Here is a 19,716-nt window from a genome sequence, read left to right as displayed (position 1 = left end):
ATGAAATAAATCTAAAAAAGAATGAAAATCTCCAGTTGTTTTTTGGTCAATTTAGTGACAGGAGGGTTTTAATTGGAGAAGAGGAACAAAATTTCCAAATTTAAAGAAAGAGCTATAGAATTATTCTTTTTTGGAAATGGATTTCTAGCAATTATTGTCTTAATCGGTATTTTTACTCTATTAGTAAAAGAAGGTTTGCCAACTTTTAATGAAGTTAGTATTAAAGAATTTTTAACTTCTACTCGCTGGAATCCAACGGCGTATTCTGGGCCTAGTTATGGAATTGTAAGTTTGGTATATAGTACTTTAATGGTTACCATTGGTTCATTAATCTTCTCTGTACCACTTGGTATAGCTTGTGCTGCTTATTTAGCAGAAGTAGCCCATCCAAAAGTAAGAGAAATTTTAAAACCTACAGTAGAGGTTTTGGCCGGGATTCCTTCGGTAGTTATTGGATTTTTAGGGATTGTTTTAGTAGGTCCAATGATTTCTAAAGTATTTAATTTAAGTAATGGTCTAAATGCAATTAATGGTTCTATTTTATTAGGTATTATGGCTTTACCAACTATTATTAGTATTTCAGAAGATGCTATTTCGGCTGTTCCAGATGAATATAAGCAGGCATCTTTAGCATTAGGAACTAATGAATGGCATACTTTAATTTCTGTTACAATTCCAGCTGCATTATCGGGAATTATAGCAGCAGTTATGTTAGGAATGGGACGAGCTATTGGAGAAACAATGGCAGTCTTGATGGCTACAGGAAATGCTCCAGCCTTTCCAAATAGTATTTTTGATTCAGTTAGAACTATGACAGCAACTATTGCAGTAGAATTAGGAGAAGTTCCATATAATACTACCCATTATTACTCTTTATTTGCTATTGGATTAGTATTATTTTTAATGACATTTTTAGTAAATTTAGTGTCGGATATAGTTCTCCATAAATATGGGGAGGGTGAATAATGCAGTCGACTGAAATGAAACAGAAGATTGGTTTTACTATATTACGTTTATCTATGGCATTAGTTTTATTAATTTTAGGTATTATTTTATACGATATTGTTAGTAAGGGAATTGGGGTCATCAATTGGGAGTTCATCACTACAGCTCCTAAGCAGGGAATGACAGAAGGTGGTATTTGGCCGGCAATTGTAGGAACCTTTTATGTAACATTGATTACAGCCCTTGTGGCAATTCCATTAGGGATCTTTGCTGCTATTTATTTAAATGAATATGCTAGTCAAGGTAAGGTAACTAGGTTAATTAGAATGGCTATTCGAAATTTAGCAGGTGTGCCATCGATAGTCTACGGGCTTTTTGGCTTAGCTTTATTTGTTAATATTTTAGGTTTTGGGACTTCAATCTTGTCGGCAGGTTTAACTTTAGGTTTAATGACGCTACCAGTCACAATTACAGCCAGTGAAGAGGCGTTAAAAGCAGTACCTAATTCTTATCGACATGGTTCTTTAGCTCTAGGTGTCTCTAAATGGCACAGTATTCGGACGAATGTGCTACCTTATGCTATTCCTGGGATTTTAACAGGAACTATTTTAGGATTAGCTAGGGCTGCTGGAGAGACAGCACCCATTCTTTTTACTGGAGCAGCTTTCTTCTTACCGTTTTTACCACAATCAATTTCGAGCCAATTTATGGCTTTACCTTATCATTTATATATTATGGCAACGCAGCACCACGATATAGCTAAAGTAAGGCCTTTAGCTTATGGAACTGCCTTAGTATTAATAGGATTAGTTTTATCTATGAACTTAATCGCTATTGTATTACGATCTTGGTTAAGAAATCGGTATAAATAATTTAGTTTTTGAATCAGGAGGGAAAATAGATGGGTAATAATTTGAATAAAATTTTAGTAGAAGATTTAGATTTTTATTATGATGATTTTCAAGCATTAGAGAATGTTGATTTAAAAGCACCAGCTAATCAAGTAACTGCATTAATTGGACCTTCAGGTTGTGGGAAATCAACTTTTTTAAGAACTCTTAATCGTATGAATGATTTAATTGAAGGAACTAAAGTTGAAGGAAAAGTCTTAATTGATGGTGAAAATATATATCAAGAGAATCTAGATGTAGTTAATTTACGGAAGAAAATAGGAATGGTTTTTCAGGATCCGAACCCTTTTCCTAAATCTATTTATGATAATGTAGCTTATGGTCCGCGAGCACATGGAGTTAAAAGTCCAGAAGAATTAGATAGAGTTGTAGAAAAAAGTTTGAAGAGGGCTGCTTTATGGGATGAAGTACATGATAGATTAGATAAATCTGCTATTGGTATTTCAGGAGGACAACAGCAACGATTATGTATTGCCCGAGCTTTAGCAGTTAATCCTGATGTTATTTTAATGGATGAACCTACATCTGCTTTAGACCCAGTAGCTACTGCTAAAATTGAAGAACTAGTAGAGGAATTAAAAGAGAACTACACAATTGTGATTGTAACACATAGCATGCAACAAGCAGCTAGGATTTCTGATTATACTGCCTTCTTTTTAACTGGAGAAATAGTAGAAGCGGGGCCTACAGAGAAAATTTTTGAACGACCAGAAGATCAGAGAACAGAAGATTATATAACTGGTCGATTTGGTTAATAATTTAAATATGAAATATGAGGAGGGAATAATTAGGTGGTTAGAAAAAACTTTGATCAAGAGTTAGAAGAACTGAATCAAGAATTATTAAAGATGGGAAGCATGGTAGAAGAAGCAATTCATAAAGCTGTTACCTCTTTGGCAGAAGGTGATGTAGAACTAGCTGAGGAAGTAATGGAAAATGATGATCAGATTGATGAATTTGAAGTTACAATTGAGAAGAAATGTATTAAATTAATTGCCTTACAACAACCTGTAGCTCGAGATTTAAGAACGATTGGGATGATTTCTAAAATAATTACAGATTTAGAGCGTATGGGAGATTATGCGTATAACATTGCTAGAATTACAACAGAAATAGCAAATGAACCTTTAATTAAGCCTTTAGTAGATATTCCTCGGATGACTAAAATCACTCAAGAGATGGTTAGAGAATGTTTAGATGCTTTTGTTAACCTAGATGTGGATAAAGCTAAGGAAGTTGCTGATATGGATGAAGAAGTGGATAGAATTAATGAGCAGATTTTAAGAGAATTATTAACTTATATGATGGAAGATGCCTCCACGATTACCCAGGCGACTCGTTTAATGTTTACTGGTAGATACTTAGAACGAATTGCTGACCATGCCACAAATATTTGTGAACGAATTGTATATATGGTAACTGGAAAGAGAGTTAGTCTATAAGATGAATAATATTTAATTAAACCTCCTATAAACAATTAGGAGGTTTAATTATTCTTAATAAAAGGACTCATTTGTTTTATGTAGAATATTACATATATAAGTGGATTTAGCATAAAGGATGGCTGATGAGTGTGAAAAATAATTATAAAAAGAGAAGAAGGATTACTAAAGAAGAAAAAGATTTAATCAAAGAACAAAAAAATATAATTGATCAAAGTGCTAAACTTACTAAAGTATTAGTTACCTTCATTCTATTTATTATATTTTTATCTTTTGTGGTTAATCTATTTATTCATTCTACTAGTAGAACAGTTTTAACTAGGCAGGGGCAGCTTATAAAGGCAATTGAGGGTGAAGGGCTTTTTATTAGAAATGAAAAGATTACTATTGCGCCTATATCAGGTAAATTAGAGATTAAAGTGCAAGAAGGACAAAGAGTAAGTGCTAATACTTTAATAGCTAATATTAAGAATAATCAAACAAGACACAAATTATATACTTATAATAGTGGTGTAGTGAGTTATCATATAGATGGTTTAGAGTCAAGTTTAACAATTGATAATTTGAAACGTTTGAACTATGATCGCTATAAAAAGTTAAGATATAAGGTAAATCAGGTTAATGATGGAGAAAAACTAAATAATGGTCGACCTATATTTAAGATAGTTGAAAATTATTTATTATATTTAATTATGCCACTTTCTAAAAATAAGAGTTATTTATTTGAAGCAGGAACAGAAGTCAGATTTGAATTATTAGAGAAAGAGATTCAAAAAAAATTTTCTGCTAAAGTCGATCATATAATTGAAAGTAAACCTAAGGATTTATTAGTTTTAAGAGTGGAAAGCTTCCCACCTCTTTTCTTAAATTTGAGGAAAACAGATGTAAAATTAATTAGGTCTTCATATAATGGTATTACAGTTCCTATTTCAGCATTAGTTAAAAAAGGTTCTAAAACAGGAGTAATGGTCATACAAGATGATAAACATTCATTTAAAGAAATAAAAGTGGTAAGCAAAGGAGAAGAAAAGGCTATAGTTAAAGGGGTTGGTCTAGGAATTCAAATTCTTGAAAAACCTAAACAAAAAATGGAGGGATAATTATGAAAAAAATCTATGTTTTAGACACTAATGTATTACTCCATGATCCTACAGCTATCTTTGCTTTTGATGATAATGATGTAATAATTCCTATTGTTGTTATTGAAGAGATAGATTCTCAAAAAAAACGACAAGATTCAATAGGAAGAAATGCACGAGAAGTTTCTCGGTATTTAGATAAGTTAAGAGATGAGGGAAGACTCTATGAAGGAGTTAACTTAAAAAGAGGAGGTAGTCTTAAGGTAGAATTAAATCATCAAGTTGTTGATTTATTACCCTTAGGGCTAGATAAAACCAAACCAGATAATCGTATTTTATCTACAGCTATGGGGTTGAATGAAGATAAAGATATAGAAAAACCGGTTATTTTAGTAACTAAAGATATTAATATGAGAGTTAAGTCTGATGCCTTAGGTATAGAAGCTGAAGATTATGAAACTAATAAAGTAGATATTGAAGAGCTATACTCAGGATTATCTACTTTACAAATAGATCCTAAATTAATAGATCAATTTTATACTGAGAATGAGTTAAAGTTAGAACAAGATTTTTATCCGAATGAGTTTGTATTGTTGGAAGATAATGTAGGTGGTTCACAATCGGCATTATGTAGGTATGATGATAAAGAAGGGGTAATAAAACCTTTAATTTTCCAAAAACCGGAAAGCTGGGGGATTAGACCTAGGAATAAGGAACAGCAGTGTGCTTTTGATTTACTTTTAAATGATAAAATTAAAGTAATCACTTTAGTTGGTAAGGCTGGAACTGGAAAGACTTTATTGGCTTTAGCTGCAGGGTTAGAAAAAGTAGTAGAAGAAAAAAACTTTAATAGATTACTGGTTACTAGACCTATTGTGCCAATGGGTAATGATTTAGGTTATTTACCTGGAAATAAAGAAGAAAAGTTACGTCCTTGGATGCAGCCAATTTTTGATAATATGGAATTCTTAGTTGGGGGTCAACGGGAAGGAGAAGCTTCAGATATAATTCAAGATTTACAGGATATGAATTTAATCGAAATGGAAGCTTTAACTTATATTAGAGGTAGAAGTATTCCCCAACAATTTATTATAGTTGATGAGGCTCAGAATCTAACTCCTCATGAAGTTAAGACAATTATTACTAGAGTTGGAGAAGGTACAAAGATTATTTTGACCGGAGATCCTTATCAGATAGATAACCCTTATTTAGATAGTAATAGCAATGGGTTAACTTATTTAGTAGAAAGATTCAAAAATGAAGAGATTGCTGGCCATATTACCTTAAACAAAGGAGAACGATCTCAATTAGCAGAGTTAGCAGCATCACTCTTATAGATCTTTATTTAAAGGGATACAGCCAATGGTTGTATCTCTTTTTCATAATTATTTATAAAATATTTAATGAAGGATAGTTATTATTAATCACGAAATAATAGAGTAAGGAGGTAGGAGCTATGTCAGAAATCAAAGCAAACTTAAAGAGAGTAAGAGAGAATATTATAACTGCAGCCAAAAGAGTCGGTAGAGATAGTGATGATATAAAATTGATAGCGGTTACTAAAACTAGAGGAATTGAAGAGATTAAGACAGTAGTAGATGCTGAAGTACTTGATCTAGGTGAGAATAGAGCACAAGAGTTAAGAGATAAATATGGAGAAGTAAATGCAGAAGTTAATTGGCATATGATTGGGCATTTACAGAGAAATAAAGTCAAATATTTGATGCGTAGAGAAAGATGTAATTTAATTCATTCTGTTGATAGTCTTCGATTAGCTAAAGAGATTAATAAGCGAGCCAATAAGAATGATAGAGTAATCGATATTTTAATTCAAGTCAATACAGCCGGTGATGAAAACAAATTTGGCTTAAAACCTGAAAATCTTATGAGTTATTTACAAGAAGTTTCAGAGTTTAATAATATTAAAGTTAAAGGTTTAATGACTATGGCACCTCATGTGGAGGACACTGAAAAAGTAAGGCCTTATTTTAGAAAGTTAAAAGAATTATTTGAAGAGGCTAAGAAAAGGAATATTTCAAATATAGAGATGGAAGAATTATCTATGGGGATTACTAATGATTATGAGGTAGCTATTGAAGAAGGTGCTACTATTGTTAGGGTAGGTTCAGCAATCTTTGGACCACGCCAATACAAATAAATAGAATATTTTTCTTTAATTAGTAATTTATGAATTAATGGATAAAATATAGTTAATAATAAGGAGCATGAGGTGAATAGAAAATGTCGGAATATAAACTAGGTTTTATAGGTGCTGGCTCTATGGCAGAAGCTTTAATTAGTGGATTGATTGACAGTGGTAAAGCCAGTTCTAAACAAATAATTGCCAGTGATATTACAGAGGAACGTAGAGAGTTAATAGAGATGGAATACGGAATTAAAACTATAAGTGATAATCAGGAAGTAGTAGCAAAGAGTGATTATGTAATTTTAGCTGTTAAACCTCAGGTGATTGGCGGGGTTTTAGAAGAATTAAATGGTTCTTTTACTAAAGACCAAAAGGTGTTTTCGATTGCTGCAGGAGTAAGTACTGCTAAGATTGAAGAGATAATTGGAGTAAACATTTCAGTAGTAAGAATTATGCCTAATACCCCAGCCTTAGTAAAAGAAGGAGCTATTGCATATTCATTAGGGAGTTATGCTAGTCAGGAGCTAGGTGAAGAAGTAGAAGAATTATTGAATCCTATTGGAACTGTAGTACAGGTTAAAGAGAAATTAATGGATGTAGTAACTGGTTTAAGTGGGAGTGGACCTGCTTATGTATTATTAGTATTAGAAGCATTAGTAGCTGGTGGAATTAAAATGGGGCTTTCGCAGAAAAAGGCAAAAGATTTAGCTATACAGACTTTAATTGGAACGGCTAAATTAGCTGCTGAAAGTGATCAACATCTAGCTGCTTTAAAAGATCAAGTTACTTCACCAGCAGGAACTACTGCTGAAGGTTTATATAAATTAGAAGAAGCTGGATTAAGAGCAGGATTAATGGAAGCAGTAATTGCGGCCACTGAAAGATCAAAGGAATTATAAAATATTAATAAGGAGTGAGATAGATGCACTGGTTAATTAGATTGATTGATATGGCTTTTACTTTTTATAATTGGATCTTAATTGCTAGGGTTATATCTTCTTGGGTACAACCCCCTACACATCATGCTAATATGCGCAAGATTTTAAGATTTATTTATAATTGGACTGAACCTGTATTAGGACCAATTAGAAGAATGTTACCAACTAGTAGTTTAGGGATTGATTTATCTCCTATAATTGCTTTTATTGCCTTAGGGATTATTCATAGTTCTTTAATTAGAATTTTAAGTAGAGCATTGCTATATTAATTTTAGTTGAACTTTAGGAGGGGAGAATTTGTTTGATCGTGAAAAACTCATGTCACATGTTGAAGATGAGGAAGAAGAACTAACGATAGCTAGTACTTTAGATAAAGTAGAGTTGGCACTAAAGAGACATGAACCGACGTTTACTAATTTCTTAAATCCTTATCAACGAAGTCTATTAAATCCTATTTTAGATCAAATTTATGATTTGAAATATCGGGAGTACGGAAAATTTAAACAGGCAGAACGAAAAAGAATTGGTTTAATGCCAGATTATTATATGTTAGAACTAGTCGAAGAACCGTTAGCGGTTTTAGAGATTAAAGGTAATTTTAAATTTGAATCCGTTAGCCATCGTGATTTTTTAGGTGCTATTTTAGGAACAGGAATTAAGAGAGAAATGGTTGGAGATTTAGTGATTGGTAGTAATAAATGTCAAGCTATTGTGGCTGAAGAAATTAAAGAATATTTGACTTTACAATTAGATAAAGTTCATAGAGTACCAGTAGATATTGAAGAAATTAGTCAAGAACGATTAGAGGTAGCTCCGGAACGAATAAAAAAGATTAAAAGTACTGTAGCTTCCTTAAGGTTAGATTCAGTTGCTAGTTCTGGTTTTACAACTTCTCGTTCTAAGATGGCTAAAGAGATTAAAGCAGGAAATGTGAAATTAAATTGGAAAGTAGAAAATGATTCAGCTAAAATAGTAGATATAGATGATATTATCTCTATTCGTGGTCGAGGTAGAGTAGAGATAGATAAAAGATTAGGGAAGTCACGTAAAGGAAGGATTAAATTAGTTTTAAAACGATATATTTGATTAAATTTAATTAGTAGGAGGGGGCTATAAATGGAAGATTTATTAACGCCATTAGAGGTTTATAATAAAGAATTTAATAAGACTTTTTCTATGTGGTCTTATAGTGTTGAAGAAGTTGATGATTTTTTGGATATTGTTGGTGAATGTTACGAAAGATTATATATAGATAATGAAGAATTATGTAAGCAGGTAGCAGATTTAAAAGCAAGGCTGAAGGATTATAAAGATAGAGAAAAGACTTTAAATAAGACCATAGATACTGTGAATGCTACAGCTGATAATCAGCAACAAACTGCAAAACAAGAAGCAGAAGCGATAATTAAAAATGCTCAAGAACGAGCAGTTAATATAAAAGAGCAAGCAGAAGCAGAAGCTAAATTGATTATTGAAAAAGCAGAAGTAAAGGCTGATAAGGTAATAGAGGAATCTGAAAAAGAAGTTCAAGAAAAGAAAAGAGAATATAAAAATTTGGTAGAAAGTGAACAGTTATTTGCTATTAAATTTAAAACTTTATTAAATACGTATTTAACTATGTTAGAAGAAAGAGATGAAATGGAAACTAGTAAAGATGAAATAACGGTTAGTGAAGAGAATGATGGGGAATAAATAAAAATAGTTTGGTGGAGTGTGATGAGGATGAAGTTAGGAATCATTGGGGCTATGGATGTAGAAATTGAATTATTAAAAGAAGATTTAGAGTTAAAATCGGAAGTTAAGCAAGCCAATATAAAATTTTATGAAGGTAATTTAAATGATAAGGAAGTAGTTTTAGTTAGAAGCGGAGTTGGCAAAGTAAATGCAGCTCTTTGTGCACAAATTTTGATAGATAGATTTGGAGTAGATAAAGTTATCTTTACAGGAGTAGCAGGGGCGGTAGATGAGAAATTAGATGTAGGAGATATTGTTATATCTATAGATACTATTCAACATGATCTTGATGCTACTCCTTTAGATTATGAATTAGGTGAAGTGCCAGAAATGGATAAAATCATATTTAAAGCTGATGAGGAATTAGTTGAATTAGCTAAGGAAGCTGGAGAAAAAGTGAAGGAATCTGGGGAAGATATTAAAGTAATAAAAGGAAGAGTTTTATCAGGAGATCAATTTATTGCTTCCGTTGAAAAGGTAAATTGGTTACGAGAAAAATTTAAAGGATATTGTGCTGAAATGGAAGGGGCTGCTGTAGGACAGGCATGTTTCTTAAATGATACTCCATTTGTCGTTATTAGGTCTATGTCTGATAAGGCTGATGGAAGTGCTGATGTTGATTATCCTACATTTATGAAAGTTGCTGCTGATAGATCTTACCAGATAGTTGAGGAAATGTTGAATAATATTTAATAAAAGAGAAATATGCTAATTAGTCTTGACGGAGAATGTATATTATATTATAATACAATATTAGATAGACTGTAAAATGATATCAAAAATTAGAAATAGTTTTAATTACGATAATAGAGAAGAGTAGATAATGCTGAAGTCTTTAGCGAGTTAGGGATAGTGAAAGCCTAGTGGCTAAGATATTATTGAATATCATCTCTTAGTAGTTAACCTGAAATCATTAGTAAGGTTTAACCGGTTGCAGCCGTTATTTGTTTTAGAGATAAAAATATTAATTCTTTTTTATAATTAGTATTTTTAAATAGGGTGGTACCGCAAGTTAATCCTTGCCCCTGACCGGGGCAAGGATTTTTTTAAGTTTAGTATATTTTATTTTAAGTTTATATCAAATGGAGGTGCAAAAATTAATGGATTATAAAGAAACATTAAATTTACCACAGACTGAATTTCCTATGAGAGCTAATCTATCTGAAAGAGAAGAAGATTTCCAGGAATTCTGGAATAAAAATGAAATTTATGAAGAAGCACTTAAAAACAGAGAAGATGATGAAAAGTTTATTCTTCATGATGGGCCACCATATGCCAATGGAGACATTCATATTGGTCATGCGTTAAATAAAATTTTAAAGGATATTGTAACTCGTTATAAAACTTTGCAGGGGTATCAATCTCCTTATATTCCTGGTTGGGATACTCATGGGTTACCTATTGAGCATCAGGTAACCAAGGAATTAGGTGAGAAAAGAAAAGAATTAAGTATAGCAGAATTACGGGAAGAATGTGAAGATTACGCATTAAAATATGTGGATCGTCAAAAGGATCAATTTAAGCGATTAGGTGTATGGGGTGATTGGGATAATCCTTATATTACTCTTAAGCCAGAATATGAAGCTAAACAGATTGAAGTATTTGGAGAGATGATTAAGAAAGGTTATTTATATAAAGGATTAAAGCCGGTTCATTGGTGTCCAGATTGTGGAACTGCTTTAGCTGAAGCTGAAGTGGAGCATGAAGACTCAAGAGGTCCTTCTATCTATGTTAAATTTCCAGTTAAAGATTCAATGACTATTGGAGATACGGAATTAACATCAGAAAGAAGTTATGTAGTTATTTGGACTACAACTCCATGGACAATTCCTTCTAATATGGCCATTAGTGTTCATTCGGATTTTGAATATGTAGTAGTTGAAGCTGAGGGTGACTTATTAGTTCTTGCTAAAGATTTATTAGAAGAGGTAATGGAGATTGTAGGCATTGATGAATATGAAGTTATAGAAGAAACAAAAGGTGACGAGTTAGAAGGGTTAGTTACTAAACATCCTTTCTTTGATAGAGAATCACCACTTATTTTAGGTGATCATGTTACATTAGAACAAGGTACTGGTTGTGTTCATACAGCGCCTGGTCATGGTCATGAAGACTATATAGTTGGAAAAGAGAATGATATTCCAGTTTTTGCTCCTATGGATAATGATGGAGTATTTACTGATGAAGCTGGACCATTTGCTGGTATGTATTATGATGATGCTAATATAAAAGTAACTGATATGTTAAAAGAAGATGATTTATTGATGAGTTTAAGCTTTATTGATCATTCTTACCCTCATTGTTGGAGATGTAAGAGCCCAGTTATCTTTAGAGCTACTGAACAGTGGTTTGCATCTGTAGAAGCCATCAAAGATAAAGCTTTAGAAGCTGTTAAGAATGTTAAATGGTATCCTAGCTGGGGAGAAGAAAGAATTTCTAATATGATTGCTGATCGTACAGATTGGTGTATTTCTAGACAGAAGGTTTGGGGAGTGCCGATTCCAATTTTTTATTGTATGGAATGTGGTGAGTCAATTGCTACGGAAGAAACATTAAATACTGTTAGAGATTTATTTGCTAATGAAGGGTCGAATGCGTGGTTTGAGAAATCAGCAGCAGAGATTCTACCAGAAGGATTTGAATGTGGTGAATGTGGAGCAGCTGAATTTGAAAAAGAGTCTGATATCATGGATGTTTGGTTCGATTCTGGTGCCAGTCACTCAGCAGTATTAGAGAATTATGATGAATTAGAAAGACCTGCGGATTTATATTTAGAAGGAACAGACCAATATCGAGGATGGTTTAATTCTTCATTATTAACATCGATTGCTTATAAAGGAGAGGCTCCTTATAAAGCAGTAGTTACTAATGGATTTACTGTTGATGCTAAAGGTAAGAAGATGTCTAAGTCAGTAGGGAATGTAGTTTCTCCACATGAAGTAATTGATCAATATGGTGCTGATATTTTGAGATTATGGGTTGCATCTTCTAATTTCAAAGAGGATGTGAGGATTTCTGATAAAATCTTAAAGCAGAGTTCTGAAGTATATCGAAGAATTAGAAATACATTTAGATATATATTAGGAAACTTACAAGATTTTGATCCTAATGAAGATTCAATTGATTATGAAGAATTACTTGAAATTGATAAGTGGGTATTGCATAAATTACAACAATTGGTGGCAGAAGTTACTGTTGCTTATAATGAGTATGAGTATCACAAATTATATCATAAGGTACACAATTTCTGTGCTATAGAGATGAGTTCATTCTATTTAGATGTATTAAAAGATAGATTATATACATCTCCAACTAATTCTAAAAAACGACTAGCAGCTCAAACAGTTATGTATGAAATCTTAACGACGTTAGTTAAGGTTCTAGCACCAGTGTTGGTTCATACAGCTGAAGAAGCTTGGCAGCATTTGCCAGAAGTAAGTAGAGAAACAGAGAGTATTTTCTTAGCAGATTGGCCAGAAGTAAAAGAAGGTTATTTAGATGAGGAATTAGAGAATAAATGGGATAGATTATTGGCAGTTAGAAAAGATGTTTCTAAAGCTTTAGAGGTGGCCAGAGAAGATAAAGTAGTAGGTCATTCTTTAGATGCAGCTGTGGAAATTTATCCATCTGAAAATCTTTATGATTTTCTAAGTCAATTTGATAATTTATCGGATCTCTTTATTATTTCTAAAGTTGATTTATATCAACCAGAAGATGATGTTGGAGAGGATGCTTATTCTGGAGAGGAGACAGCTATTAAAGTAGTAGTTAAACCTGCACCAGGTGAGAAATGCGAACGTTGTTGGAAGTATAGAGAAAGTGTTGGTAATGATGATGAACATGCTAACATTTGTGCTGATTGTTTAGAAGTAGTTAATAAGTTATAAATTAAATTTAAATTGAATTAAACCTTATCTGTTGTAATAAATTTACAGCAGATAAGGTTTTTTTATTAAAAATCTGAAAATAGCAAGGGGAAATAAGGCAGTAAATAGAAATATTAATTATGAATTCAAAATATATTAATAAGAGGAAGGGAAAGATATGATGCTATTTGTAGTTAAAATGCTGTCTAAGTTATTGCTTCCCCCAGGATTATTTTTAATATTGATTGGGATTATATTTGTATTATACAAAACTAATAATAAGAAGTATTGTTTTCGGAAATCAAGACAAAAGTGTATTTGTAATTGGTTAATAATATTATTTCTCTTAATGTATATTTTAAGCTCTTATCCAGGAGAATTAATCTTAGTTAAGCCATTAGAGGATAATTTTGCACCTTTATCAGTATCAAAAGTGAAAACTAAAGTTGATCTCAAGAGTGCAATAGTTGTATTAGGTGGAGGAGTCATTAGAGGAACTCCTAATGGTATGCAAATTGGTAGGACAACCTTAAAACGGCTATATTCTGGTTGGAGGTTACATAAAAAGACAGGTTTAAAGTTAGTTGTTAGTGGTGGAGTTGTACCAGGTGCTAAAAGTGGTTCAGTAGCTGAAACTATGAAAAAAGTATTAAAAGATTGGGGAGTAGCTGATAACCAAATTATTACTGAAAATGAGTCCAAAAACACTTGGCAAAATGCAGTAAATACTTCGGCTTTATTAAAAGATTTAGATTATGAAAAAATAATACTTGTTACTAGTGCAACTCATATGAAACGATCTATGTATTCATTTAAAAAGAATTGGAAATCCGAACTAAAACCTGCTCCTGCGGACTATATTTTAGATAGAGATATTAGTATATTAGATTTTCTCCCTAATAAAGAGTCTTTAGATAACTCATTAACCGCTTTACATGAATGGGTTGGATTACTCTGGTATTTAATATGAAACATATACTTATTATAGAGCAACTAAAAATCAGATGGTTAACCATCTGATTTTTATTATTTAAATATAATTTTAATTAGGTATTAAAAGTCAAGTTCGTTATCAAAATCAAAGATAGTGTCTTCATCTTCAGAAGTGTTTTCTTCATTAACCTCTTCATTAATTTCAGATCCTACAGGTGTTTCAATCGATAAGGTACCAACTTCTTCAATAGGTGCTCCTCCGGCTAATTTACGTACAGCAGCAATGCTTTCTATAGGAATTTCTACTCGTACATTATTATTGATTAATGTAATAAAGTCAGCCATAACTGAACACAGGATTCCTTCGTGACGACAACATCCACCGCCTGCTGTGATAATTACTGCTACATAATCACCGATTTGTTCTAACAATTGATCTTCAAAAGGCATCTTTCTTCCTCCTTTAATTTTTAAAGTTATTTTATTATATATTATGGGTTTGGTTATTATAGTGTTACAAAAATTCCTTAAATTAACTAGAAGGCTTAGGGTAACTCCTTACTAAGTTTATGTATAGATTATCTTATTCTTCTAATACTAATATCGAAAGAATAAATAAAATTAATAAGGAGTGGTAAGATGTCTGCCAAAGCAGGAACCCATATGGAGAAGTATCAAAATTGTTTAGAAATTTGTAATAAGTGTATGAATGAATGTGAATTCTGCTTAGATGCGTGTATGAATTCACCAGATGTAGATAAGCGAGTAGAGTGTATGAGTTTGCTTTTAGATTGTATTGGGATTTGTGGTTTAGCTTCTAAGTATATGGCAGGAAATAGTAGATATGCTAAAGAAGTTTGTGAATTATGTGCAGAAATTTGTGAAGCATGTGCTGATGAATGTGATAAGTTCGATGATGCCCATTGTCAAGAATGTGCTGATATTTGTAGACAATGTGCTGAAGAGTGCCGTAAGATGATAGCAAAGTAATATAAATTAAATTGGCGCCATGACTTTATCTATATAAGCATGGCGTCTATATTATTCATAGAAGTATTAGGGGAGGATAATATGAGTAATACTGATACAGAGAAAATTAAAAAACGTTATAATCGAGTAGCAAGGGTTTATGATATTCTAGAAGCACCTATGGAAATGTTAGCCCAGGGAAGTTTAAGAGAATTAGTCTTTAATAAAACAGAGGGAAAGCTTTTAGAAGTAGGGATAGGAACTGGCAAGAATATTGAATATTATCCAGAGAGAGTAGAAGTAGTAGGGATAGATTTTAGTGAAAAGATGTTAGAAAAGGCAAGAGAAAGAGCAGATCAAACTGATGTGAAAGTAGATTTAATTGAAATGGATGCACAGAATATGGATTTTGCTAATGATACTTTTGATACTATAGTTACTACTTGTGTTTTTTGTTCAGTTCCTGACCCGATTAAAGGATTAAAGGAGATTAAGCGAGTTTGTAAACCAGAAGGAAGAGTAGTTATGTTAGAACATGTTCGTAGTGAAAATTTAATCTTAGGTAAATTTATGGATTTAATAAACCCAATTCCAGTTACATTGTGGGGAGCCAATATTAACCGGAGAACTGTTGACAATATTAAAGAGGCTGGTTTAAAGATAATTGAAGTGGAAGATGTAGCGTCTTCTTTAGTTAAGTTAATTACTGCTCAACCAGAATAAAATATAATTAGTTTGTGATTTATATCATAGAGATTTAAGATGGCTTAATATATTATTTAATTAAGATAATTTTAATATTTATCATTAAATGAATGAGTATTCATTCAAAAAGGAGATGTAATAGTGACTAAGCAGGAATTAATTCGTAAAAATGCTGCAAAAGTTATTGCTCAAGAAGGATATCATAATACAACAGTGCAGATGATTGCTGATGAAGCAGGAGTAGCAGTAGGCACTATTTATAATTATTTCGGTAATAAAAAAGAGATTTTAAATTATATTTTTAAAGTAGAATTTAAAAAGAGAACTAAGTTATTAGATAGGCTGAATAAGGAGGAGATATCGCTTAAAGAAAAGTTAAGGATCTTTTTAGATAATCACTTTACTGCATTACAAGCTAACCCTAATGAAGCGACAGTTTTAGTTCAAGAAAGCAGATTACCTAGCAAATATAGTTTAGAATCTGTGGATAATTTTATAAATAATTTACCACAATTGTTAGCTAAGATATTAAATGAAGCAATAGATAAAGGGGAGATTAAAGCAATTAATCCACAATTAATTGCTAATGCTATCTTTCATGCAATTAGAGGGGTAGCTATTCAAGCAGTCGAAAATCAGGATGATTATGATTTTGAGATGGCTAAAGAAGAATTATTTAATTTTATTTGGTCAGGACTAATTTAATATTAACAAAAAGGAGAGGATTAATGATGGAAATTATTAAGATGGATGAAATTGAGGGTAAGACAAATAAGAGAGGAATTACGGCTAAAAAAGTTTTAAAACATGAAGATGCACAGATTATGAATTTAGTTTTAGAGTCGGGAGATGAAGTACCAGAGCATTCAGTACCGGTTAATGTTTTCTTTTATATCGTAGAAGGTAAAGGAAGATTACAGATTGGGGATGATGAGAAAGTAGTAGAAGCAAAAGATATAATACCATGTCCTCCAAATACTAAGATGTCACTTAAAGCAGATCAAAATGAGCGGTTTGTAGTCTTGAATGTTAAGACGCCTAGTTTGTAAATGGAAATAATAATATGTGAGATTAATTCTAGTAGGTGGTCAATTGACCACCTACTATTTTATTTTTTTAAATTTATTCCTCGAATCTTGATAATTTCATTATTAAGATAGAATTTAATAGAAAAGAAAAAATTATAGATTTTTGTTGTCTCTAGTAATTATATTGTATATACTAATTATGAAGAAATAATGCAGGTGGTATAAAAAATATGAATTAATCATTTATTCTAAATTATAAAGACTAAAGGAGGACTAAAGATGAAGTATAGAAACTTTAAAGGATTAGATTGGGAGGTTTCAGCATTAGGTTTTGGTACAATGCGGCTCCCCCAGGGTGATGAAGGAGATATTGATGAAGAGAAGGCTATTGAGATGATCCGATATGGGATTGACCAGGGTATTAATTATGTTGATACTGCTTGGCCTTATCATGGAGGAGAGAGTGAGAACTTAGTTGGTAAAGCTTTACAAGATGGATATCGAGAAAAAGTAAAGGTTGCTACAAAATTACCTTCCTGGATGATAAAAAGCAAGGCAGATTTAGATGAGTATTTAGATAAACAGTTAGAAAAGTTAAATGTCGATAAGATTGACTTTTATCTTCTACATACTTTAAATAGAAAGTTTTGGGATAACTATAAGCAATTAGATGTTGATATTTTTGAGTGGTTAGAAAAGGTAAGAGATGAAGGAAAGATAGATTATATTGGATTTTCTTTTCATGATGATTATGAGCTATTTGAAGAGATTATTGATGCTTATGATTGGGATTTCTGTCAGATTCAGTATAATTATATTGATACAGAGTTTCAGGCTGGAAAGAAAGGTTTGAAATATGCAGATTCTAAGGATATTCCGGTAATAGTTATGGAACCGTTAAGAGGCGGTAGTTTAGCAGGAGAGATGCCAGAAGATATTCAAAGTATATTTGACCAAGCTGAAACTAAAAGAACATCTGCTGATTGGGCGCTACAATGGTTATGGAATCAGCCAGAGGTGACTATGGTTTTAAGTGGAATGAGTGAGTTAAGCCATGTTAAAGAGAATATAGAGAGTGCTAATAAATCAGAAATTAATAAACTAACTGAAGAAGAAATAGAGTTAGTTAAAAAATTAGCCAAAAAGTATAAGGAATTATCACCAGTTAGTTGTACAGGCTGTGGTTATTGTATTCCATGTCCTACTAAAGTTAGTATTCCACGGATCTTTTCTTTATACAATGAAGCCCATGCTTTTGATTTATTTGAAGAGAAACGTAAAGAGTATAAACGAATTAAAGATGATCAAAGAGCTAGTGCTTGTGTGAGCTGTACTAAATGTGAAGAATTATGCCCACAGGGGATACCAATATCTGAAGCGTTAGTGGATGTAGATGAGTATTTTAATAGTTAGTTATTAGTGGTTAGGGTCAGTGTCAGTGGAGCCAATAGCATTTCTTTTTATCTGACACTGACATTTATCTCGAATTAGTGATGATATCCTTATATTTAAAAGGAGAGTTGGGGCTTTTATGAAGCTACGAGGACATCATTTAGTCTGCCGTTTAAGTTTTAGAGGATTAGGCTATGATGAGCGTTTTGCTAAAACTATGCAGGAAGTCTTAAGAGTCTTTCAGTGGAATCCCAAAGTAAATAAAATCCCGTTATATGGAAATTGATTTTTGAAAGGGGTGAAATAAAAACAAATACTTGACAAAGCCATTTAAATTTATTAACATTTATTAATAAATAATTTATATGAGGTGATATTAAATGAGCGAATTATTTGATGTTGTAAAAAACAGAAGAAGTATTAGAAATTATAAAGATGAGGTACCGGCTAAGGATAAACTTGAAAAAATTATTGAGGGAGCAAATTGGGCTCCTTCTGATGGTAACAGTCAGCCCTGGAAGTTTTATGTTGCAAAGGGAGAGGTTGTGGATGGAATCTGTGACGAGTTTTACAGCTATGCAAAAGAACATATTCCTAATGCTTCCTATATTCCAGAGGAGAAAAAGCAGCCTATGCTTGAATATGCAAAGGATTTTGGAGGAGCACCAGTCCACATAATTGTAAGTTATGAAACTGAAGATGATCCGATAGCAGATGAAGAATCCTTAATGGCTGCTTCTGCTGCAGTTCAAAATTTAATGTTAACTGCTGCTGATGAGGACCTTGGTACTGTCTGGATAGCTGGACATGTAGCCCACAGTGATAGAGTAAAAAATCTGCTCAATTTATCTGAATCAGAAGAAATAGCTGGAATTATACCGATTGGGATTCCTGATATGGATCCTCCTGTAAAAGAGCGTCAGGATCCAAAAGAAAAAACTGAATGGTTTGGATTTTAAGTTAGTATTTCTAAAACATCCAGAAAATTTTCCTGCTGAAAGATAAATTGTATAATTAAATGCACGCGGTGATTTAATAAAAAAATAGACACATACCTGTACCTTTTGTATAGTGTTAATAACCACAAAAACATTAGGAAGGTACAGAATATGTGTCAAAATAATTGTAACACAAAAAGAGAAAAAGGTAGACATCTAAGTTATGAAGATCGCGTAAAAATAGAGCATTTATACAATCAACAGGACAAAAGAGAATCCCATCATTTAGTTCTAGAAAAAGATAGTTATTCAATCAATGATGCCTATAAAAAGTCAGCAAATATGAATTATTATAATAACAGATACCGTCATGGCTGTCTTAATGATATGCCACCAGCAAGATTTTATGAAATGGCTAAAGCAGAAAAAATAGTTGTTGAACCAGTACTAGCCTAAAAGAAAAATGAGAAACTAAGAATGAGTGAGCTTAACAAACATATTTTCCATATTTAGGGGTTGGACCGATAATCACCAATCCACTAAAACAAGGATTGAAACTAGCATCACTGCTAACTGCTGCACCGGTAGTAATTAAGGTATATAATCAACATTCCACTAAAACAAGGATTGAAAGCTAGGAGCAGAGTTCTAAAACAAGGATTAAAACTTATGAGCCCAGATAATGGGCTT

The 19,716-nt window shown here is 32.2% G+C and carries 22 protein-coding genes, 1 pseudogene and 1 other annotated feature; of the genes and pseudogenes, 22 read left to right on the top strand and 1 reads right to left on the bottom strand.

Annotated features, from left to right (window positions below; all coding sequences use genetic code 11):
• Positions 1-72: 72 nt before the first annotated feature.
• From pstC to B5D41_RS00455, 14 genes are all read left to right on the top strand, one after another.
• Positions 73-966, top strand: coding sequence for a phosphate ABC transporter permease subunit PstC (pstC, locus tag B5D41_RS00520; protein WP_078808641.1), 894 nt, complete (start codon positions 73-75; stop codon positions 964-966).
• Complete coding sequence (gene pstA, locus B5D41_RS00515) at positions 966-1,817, top strand: phosphate ABC transporter permease PstA (RefSeq protein ID WP_078808640.1); 852 nt, start codon at positions 966-968, stop codon at positions 1,815-1,817. The genes pstC and pstA overlap by 1 nt, the downstream gene beginning before the upstream one ends.
• 29 nt (positions 1,818-1,846) lie before the next feature.
• Positions 1,847-2,611 (top strand): phosphate ABC transporter ATP-binding protein PstB, encoded by a 765-nt coding sequence (pstB, locus tag B5D41_RS00510; RefSeq protein WP_078808639.1) that lies wholly within the window; start codon positions 1,847-1,849, stop codon positions 2,609-2,611.
• Between the two features lie 36 nt (positions 2,612-2,647).
• Positions 2,648-3,298, top strand: coding sequence for a phosphate signaling complex protein PhoU (gene phoU / locus B5D41_RS00505; protein ID WP_078808638.1), 651 nt, complete (start codon positions 2,648-2,650; stop codon positions 3,296-3,298).
• Between the two features lie 131 nt (positions 3,299-3,429).
• The gene (locus tag B5D41_RS00500; protein ID WP_078808637.1) at positions 3,430-4,398 is read left to right on the top strand and encodes a biotin/lipoyl attachment domain-containing protein; all 969 of its coding nucleotides are present in this window, start codon (positions 3,430-3,432) and stop codon (positions 4,396-4,398) included.
• A 2-nt stretch (positions 4,399-4,400) separates the two neighbouring features.
• A complete protein-coding gene (locus B5D41_RS00495) occupies positions 4,401-5,714 on the top strand; it encodes a PhoH family protein (RefSeq protein WP_078808636.1) in 1,314 nt (437 codons plus the stop codon).
• Between the two features lie 119 nt (positions 5,715-5,833).
• Entirely contained in the window at positions 5,834-6,535 is a 702-nt protein-coding gene (locus B5D41_RS00490; RefSeq protein WP_078808635.1) for a YggS family pyridoxal phosphate-dependent enzyme, read from the top strand.
• Between the two features lie 83 nt (positions 6,536-6,618).
• Positions 6,619-7,422 (top strand): pyrroline-5-carboxylate reductase, encoded by an 804-nt coding sequence (proC, locus tag B5D41_RS00485; protein WP_078808634.1) that lies wholly within the window; start codon positions 6,619-6,621, stop codon positions 7,420-7,422.
• 23 nt (positions 7,423-7,445) lie between these two features.
• Positions 7,446-7,730 (top strand): YggT family protein, encoded by a 285-nt coding sequence (locus B5D41_RS00480; RefSeq protein WP_078808633.1) that lies wholly within the window; start codon positions 7,446-7,448, stop codon positions 7,728-7,730.
• A gap of 28 nt (positions 7,731-7,758) precedes the next feature.
• A complete protein-coding gene (locus B5D41_RS00475; RefSeq protein ID WP_078808632.1) occupies positions 7,759-8,547 on the top strand; it encodes a YlmH family RNA-binding protein in 789 nt (262 codons plus the stop codon).
• Positions 8,548-8,577: 30 nt separating this feature from the next.
• Positions 8,578-9,153: a DivIVA domain-containing protein gene (locus tag B5D41_RS00470; protein ID WP_078808631.1), complete on the top strand. Its 576-nt coding sequence runs from the start codon at positions 8,578-8,580 to the stop codon at positions 9,151-9,153.
• 30 nt (positions 9,154-9,183) lie between these two features.
• Complete coding sequence (locus tag B5D41_RS00465; RefSeq protein WP_078808807.1) at positions 9,184-9,888, top strand: 5'-methylthioadenosine/adenosylhomocysteine nucleosidase; 705 nt, start codon at positions 9,184-9,186, stop codon at positions 9,886-9,888.
• Positions 9,889-9,989: 101 nt separating this feature from the next.
• Positions 9,990-10,225: a binding site (T-box leader), on the top strand.
• A 70-nt stretch (positions 10,226-10,295) separates the two neighbouring features.
• Positions 10,296-13,082 carry an isoleucine--tRNA ligase gene (gene ileS / locus B5D41_RS00460; protein ID WP_078808630.1) on the top strand — a complete coding sequence of 929 codons (2,787 nt, stop codon included), beginning with the start codon at positions 10,296-10,298 and terminating at the stop codon, positions 13,080-13,082.
• A gap of 157 nt (positions 13,083-13,239) precedes the next feature.
• A complete protein-coding gene (locus B5D41_RS00455) occupies positions 13,240-14,031 on the top strand; it encodes a YdcF family protein (protein ID WP_078808629.1) in 792 nt (263 codons plus the stop codon).
• Positions 14,032-14,114: 83 nt separating this feature from the next.
• On the opposite strand, the gene B5D41_RS14205 is transcribed toward B5D41_RS00455, so the two are convergent.
• The gene (locus tag B5D41_RS14205) at positions 14,115-14,444 is read right to left on the bottom strand and encodes a hypothetical protein (RefSeq protein WP_200806385.1); all 330 of its coding nucleotides are present in this window, start codon (positions 14,442-14,444) and stop codon (positions 14,115-14,117) included.
• A 189-nt stretch (positions 14,445-14,633) separates the two neighbouring features.
• On the opposite strand from B5D41_RS14205, the gene B5D41_RS00445 reads away from it, so the two are divergent.
• From B5D41_RS00445 to B5D41_RS14200, 8 genes and pseudogenes are all read left to right on the top strand, one after another.
• The gene (locus B5D41_RS00445; protein WP_078808628.1) at positions 14,634-14,984 is read left to right on the top strand and encodes a four-helix bundle copper-binding protein; all 351 of its coding nucleotides are present in this window, start codon (positions 14,634-14,636) and stop codon (positions 14,982-14,984) included.
• Positions 14,985-15,065: 81 nt separating this feature from the next.
• The gene (locus tag B5D41_RS00440) at positions 15,066-15,686 is read left to right on the top strand and encodes a class I SAM-dependent methyltransferase (protein WP_078808627.1); all 621 of its coding nucleotides are present in this window, start codon (positions 15,066-15,068) and stop codon (positions 15,684-15,686) included.
• A 123-nt stretch (positions 15,687-15,809) separates the two neighbouring features.
• Positions 15,810-16,373 carry a TetR/AcrR family transcriptional regulator gene (locus B5D41_RS00435; RefSeq protein ID WP_078808626.1) on the top strand — a complete coding sequence of 188 codons (564 nt, stop codon included), beginning with the start codon at positions 15,810-15,812 and terminating at the stop codon, positions 16,371-16,373.
• A 26-nt stretch (positions 16,374-16,399) separates the two neighbouring features.
• Entirely contained in the window at positions 16,400-16,717 is a 318-nt protein-coding gene (locus B5D41_RS00430) for a cupin domain-containing protein (RefSeq protein ID WP_078808806.1), read from the top strand.
• A gap of 258 nt (positions 16,718-16,975) precedes the next feature.
• Positions 16,976-18,109, top strand: a complete 1,134-nt coding sequence (locus B5D41_RS00425; protein WP_078808625.1) for an aldo/keto reductase — start codon at positions 16,976-16,978, stop codon at positions 18,107-18,109.
• A gap of 118 nt (positions 18,110-18,227) precedes the next feature.
• The gene (locus tag B5D41_RS14050) at positions 18,228-18,374 is read left to right on the top strand and encodes a hypothetical protein (protein ID WP_159442860.1); all 147 of its coding nucleotides are present in this window, start codon (positions 18,228-18,230) and stop codon (positions 18,372-18,374) included.
• 94 nt (positions 18,375-18,468) lie between these two features.
• On the top strand, positions 18,469-19,047 hold the full coding sequence (locus tag B5D41_RS00420; RefSeq protein ID WP_078808624.1) for a nitroreductase family protein: 579 nt from the start codon (positions 18,469-18,471) through the stop codon (positions 19,045-19,047).
• Positions 19,048-19,299: 252 nt separating this feature from the next.
• A pseudogene (locus B5D41_RS14200) lies at positions 19,300-19,482 on the top strand (IS3-like element ISHahy4 family transposase); the annotation flags it as partial.
• Positions 19,483-19,716: the final 234 nt, after the last annotated feature.

It is taken from the genome of Selenihalanaerobacter shriftii, from assembly GCF_900167185.1.
GTDB lineage: Bacteria > Bacillota > Halanaerobiia > Halobacteroidales > Acetohalobiaceae > Selenihalanaerobacter > Selenihalanaerobacter shriftii.
This window is presented reverse-complemented; position numbering and strand designations above follow the sequence as displayed.

Excerpts from the sequence above, each read along its gene's own strand:
- pstA (WP_078808640.1), top strand. The coding sequence starts at position 966 with ATGCAGTCGACTGAAATGAAACAGAAGATTGGTTTTACTATATTACGT.
- pstB (WP_078808639.1), top strand. The coding sequence starts at position 1,847 with ATGGGTAATAATTTGAATAAAATTTTAGTAGAAGATTTAGATTTTTAT.
- B5D41_RS00495 (WP_078808636.1), top strand. The coding sequence starts at position 4,401 with ATGAAAAAAATCTATGTTTTAGACACTAATGTATTACTCCATGATCCT.
- B5D41_RS00490 (WP_078808635.1), top strand. The coding sequence starts at position 5,834 with ATGTCAGAAATCAAAGCAAACTTAAAGAGAGTAAGAGAGAATATTATA.
- proC (WP_078808634.1), top strand. The coding sequence starts at position 6,619 with ATGTCGGAATATAAACTAGGTTTTATAGGTGCTGGCTCTATGGCAGAA.
- B5D41_RS00480 (WP_078808633.1), top strand. The coding sequence starts at position 7,446 with ATGCACTGGTTAATTAGATTGATTGATATGGCTTTTACTTTTTATAAT.
- B5D41_RS00470 (WP_078808631.1), top strand. The coding sequence starts at position 8,578 with ATGGAAGATTTATTAACGCCATTAGAGGTTTATAATAAAGAATTTAAT.
- B5D41_RS00465 (WP_078808807.1), top strand. The coding sequence starts at position 9,184 with ATGAAGTTAGGAATCATTGGGGCTATGGATGTAGAAATTGAATTATTA.
- ileS (WP_078808630.1), top strand. The coding sequence starts at position 10,296 with ATGGATTATAAAGAAACATTAAATTTACCACAGACTGAATTTCCTATG.
- B5D41_RS00455 (WP_078808629.1), top strand. The coding sequence starts at position 13,240 with ATGATGCTATTTGTAGTTAAAATGCTGTCTAAGTTATTGCTTCCCCCA.
- B5D41_RS14205 (WP_200806385.1), bottom strand. The coding sequence starts at position 14,444 with ATGCCTTTTGAAGATCAATTGTTAGAACAAATCGGTGATTATGTAGCA.
- B5D41_RS00445 (WP_078808628.1), top strand. The coding sequence starts at position 14,634 with ATGTCTGCCAAAGCAGGAACCCATATGGAGAAGTATCAAAATTGTTTA.
- B5D41_RS00440 (WP_078808627.1), top strand. The coding sequence starts at position 15,066 with ATGAGTAATACTGATACAGAGAAAATTAAAAAACGTTATAATCGAGTA.
- B5D41_RS00430 (WP_078808806.1), top strand. The coding sequence starts at position 16,400 with ATGGAAATTATTAAGATGGATGAAATTGAGGGTAAGACAAATAAGAGA.
- B5D41_RS00425 (WP_078808625.1), top strand. The coding sequence starts at position 16,976 with ATGAAGTATAGAAACTTTAAAGGATTAGATTGGGAGGTTTCAGCATTA.
- B5D41_RS14050 (WP_159442860.1), top strand. The coding sequence starts at position 18,228 with ATGAAGCTACGAGGACATCATTTAGTCTGCCGTTTAAGTTTTAGAGGA.
- B5D41_RS00420 (WP_078808624.1), top strand. The coding sequence starts at position 18,469 with ATGAGCGAATTATTTGATGTTGTAAAAAACAGAAGAAGTATTAGAAAT.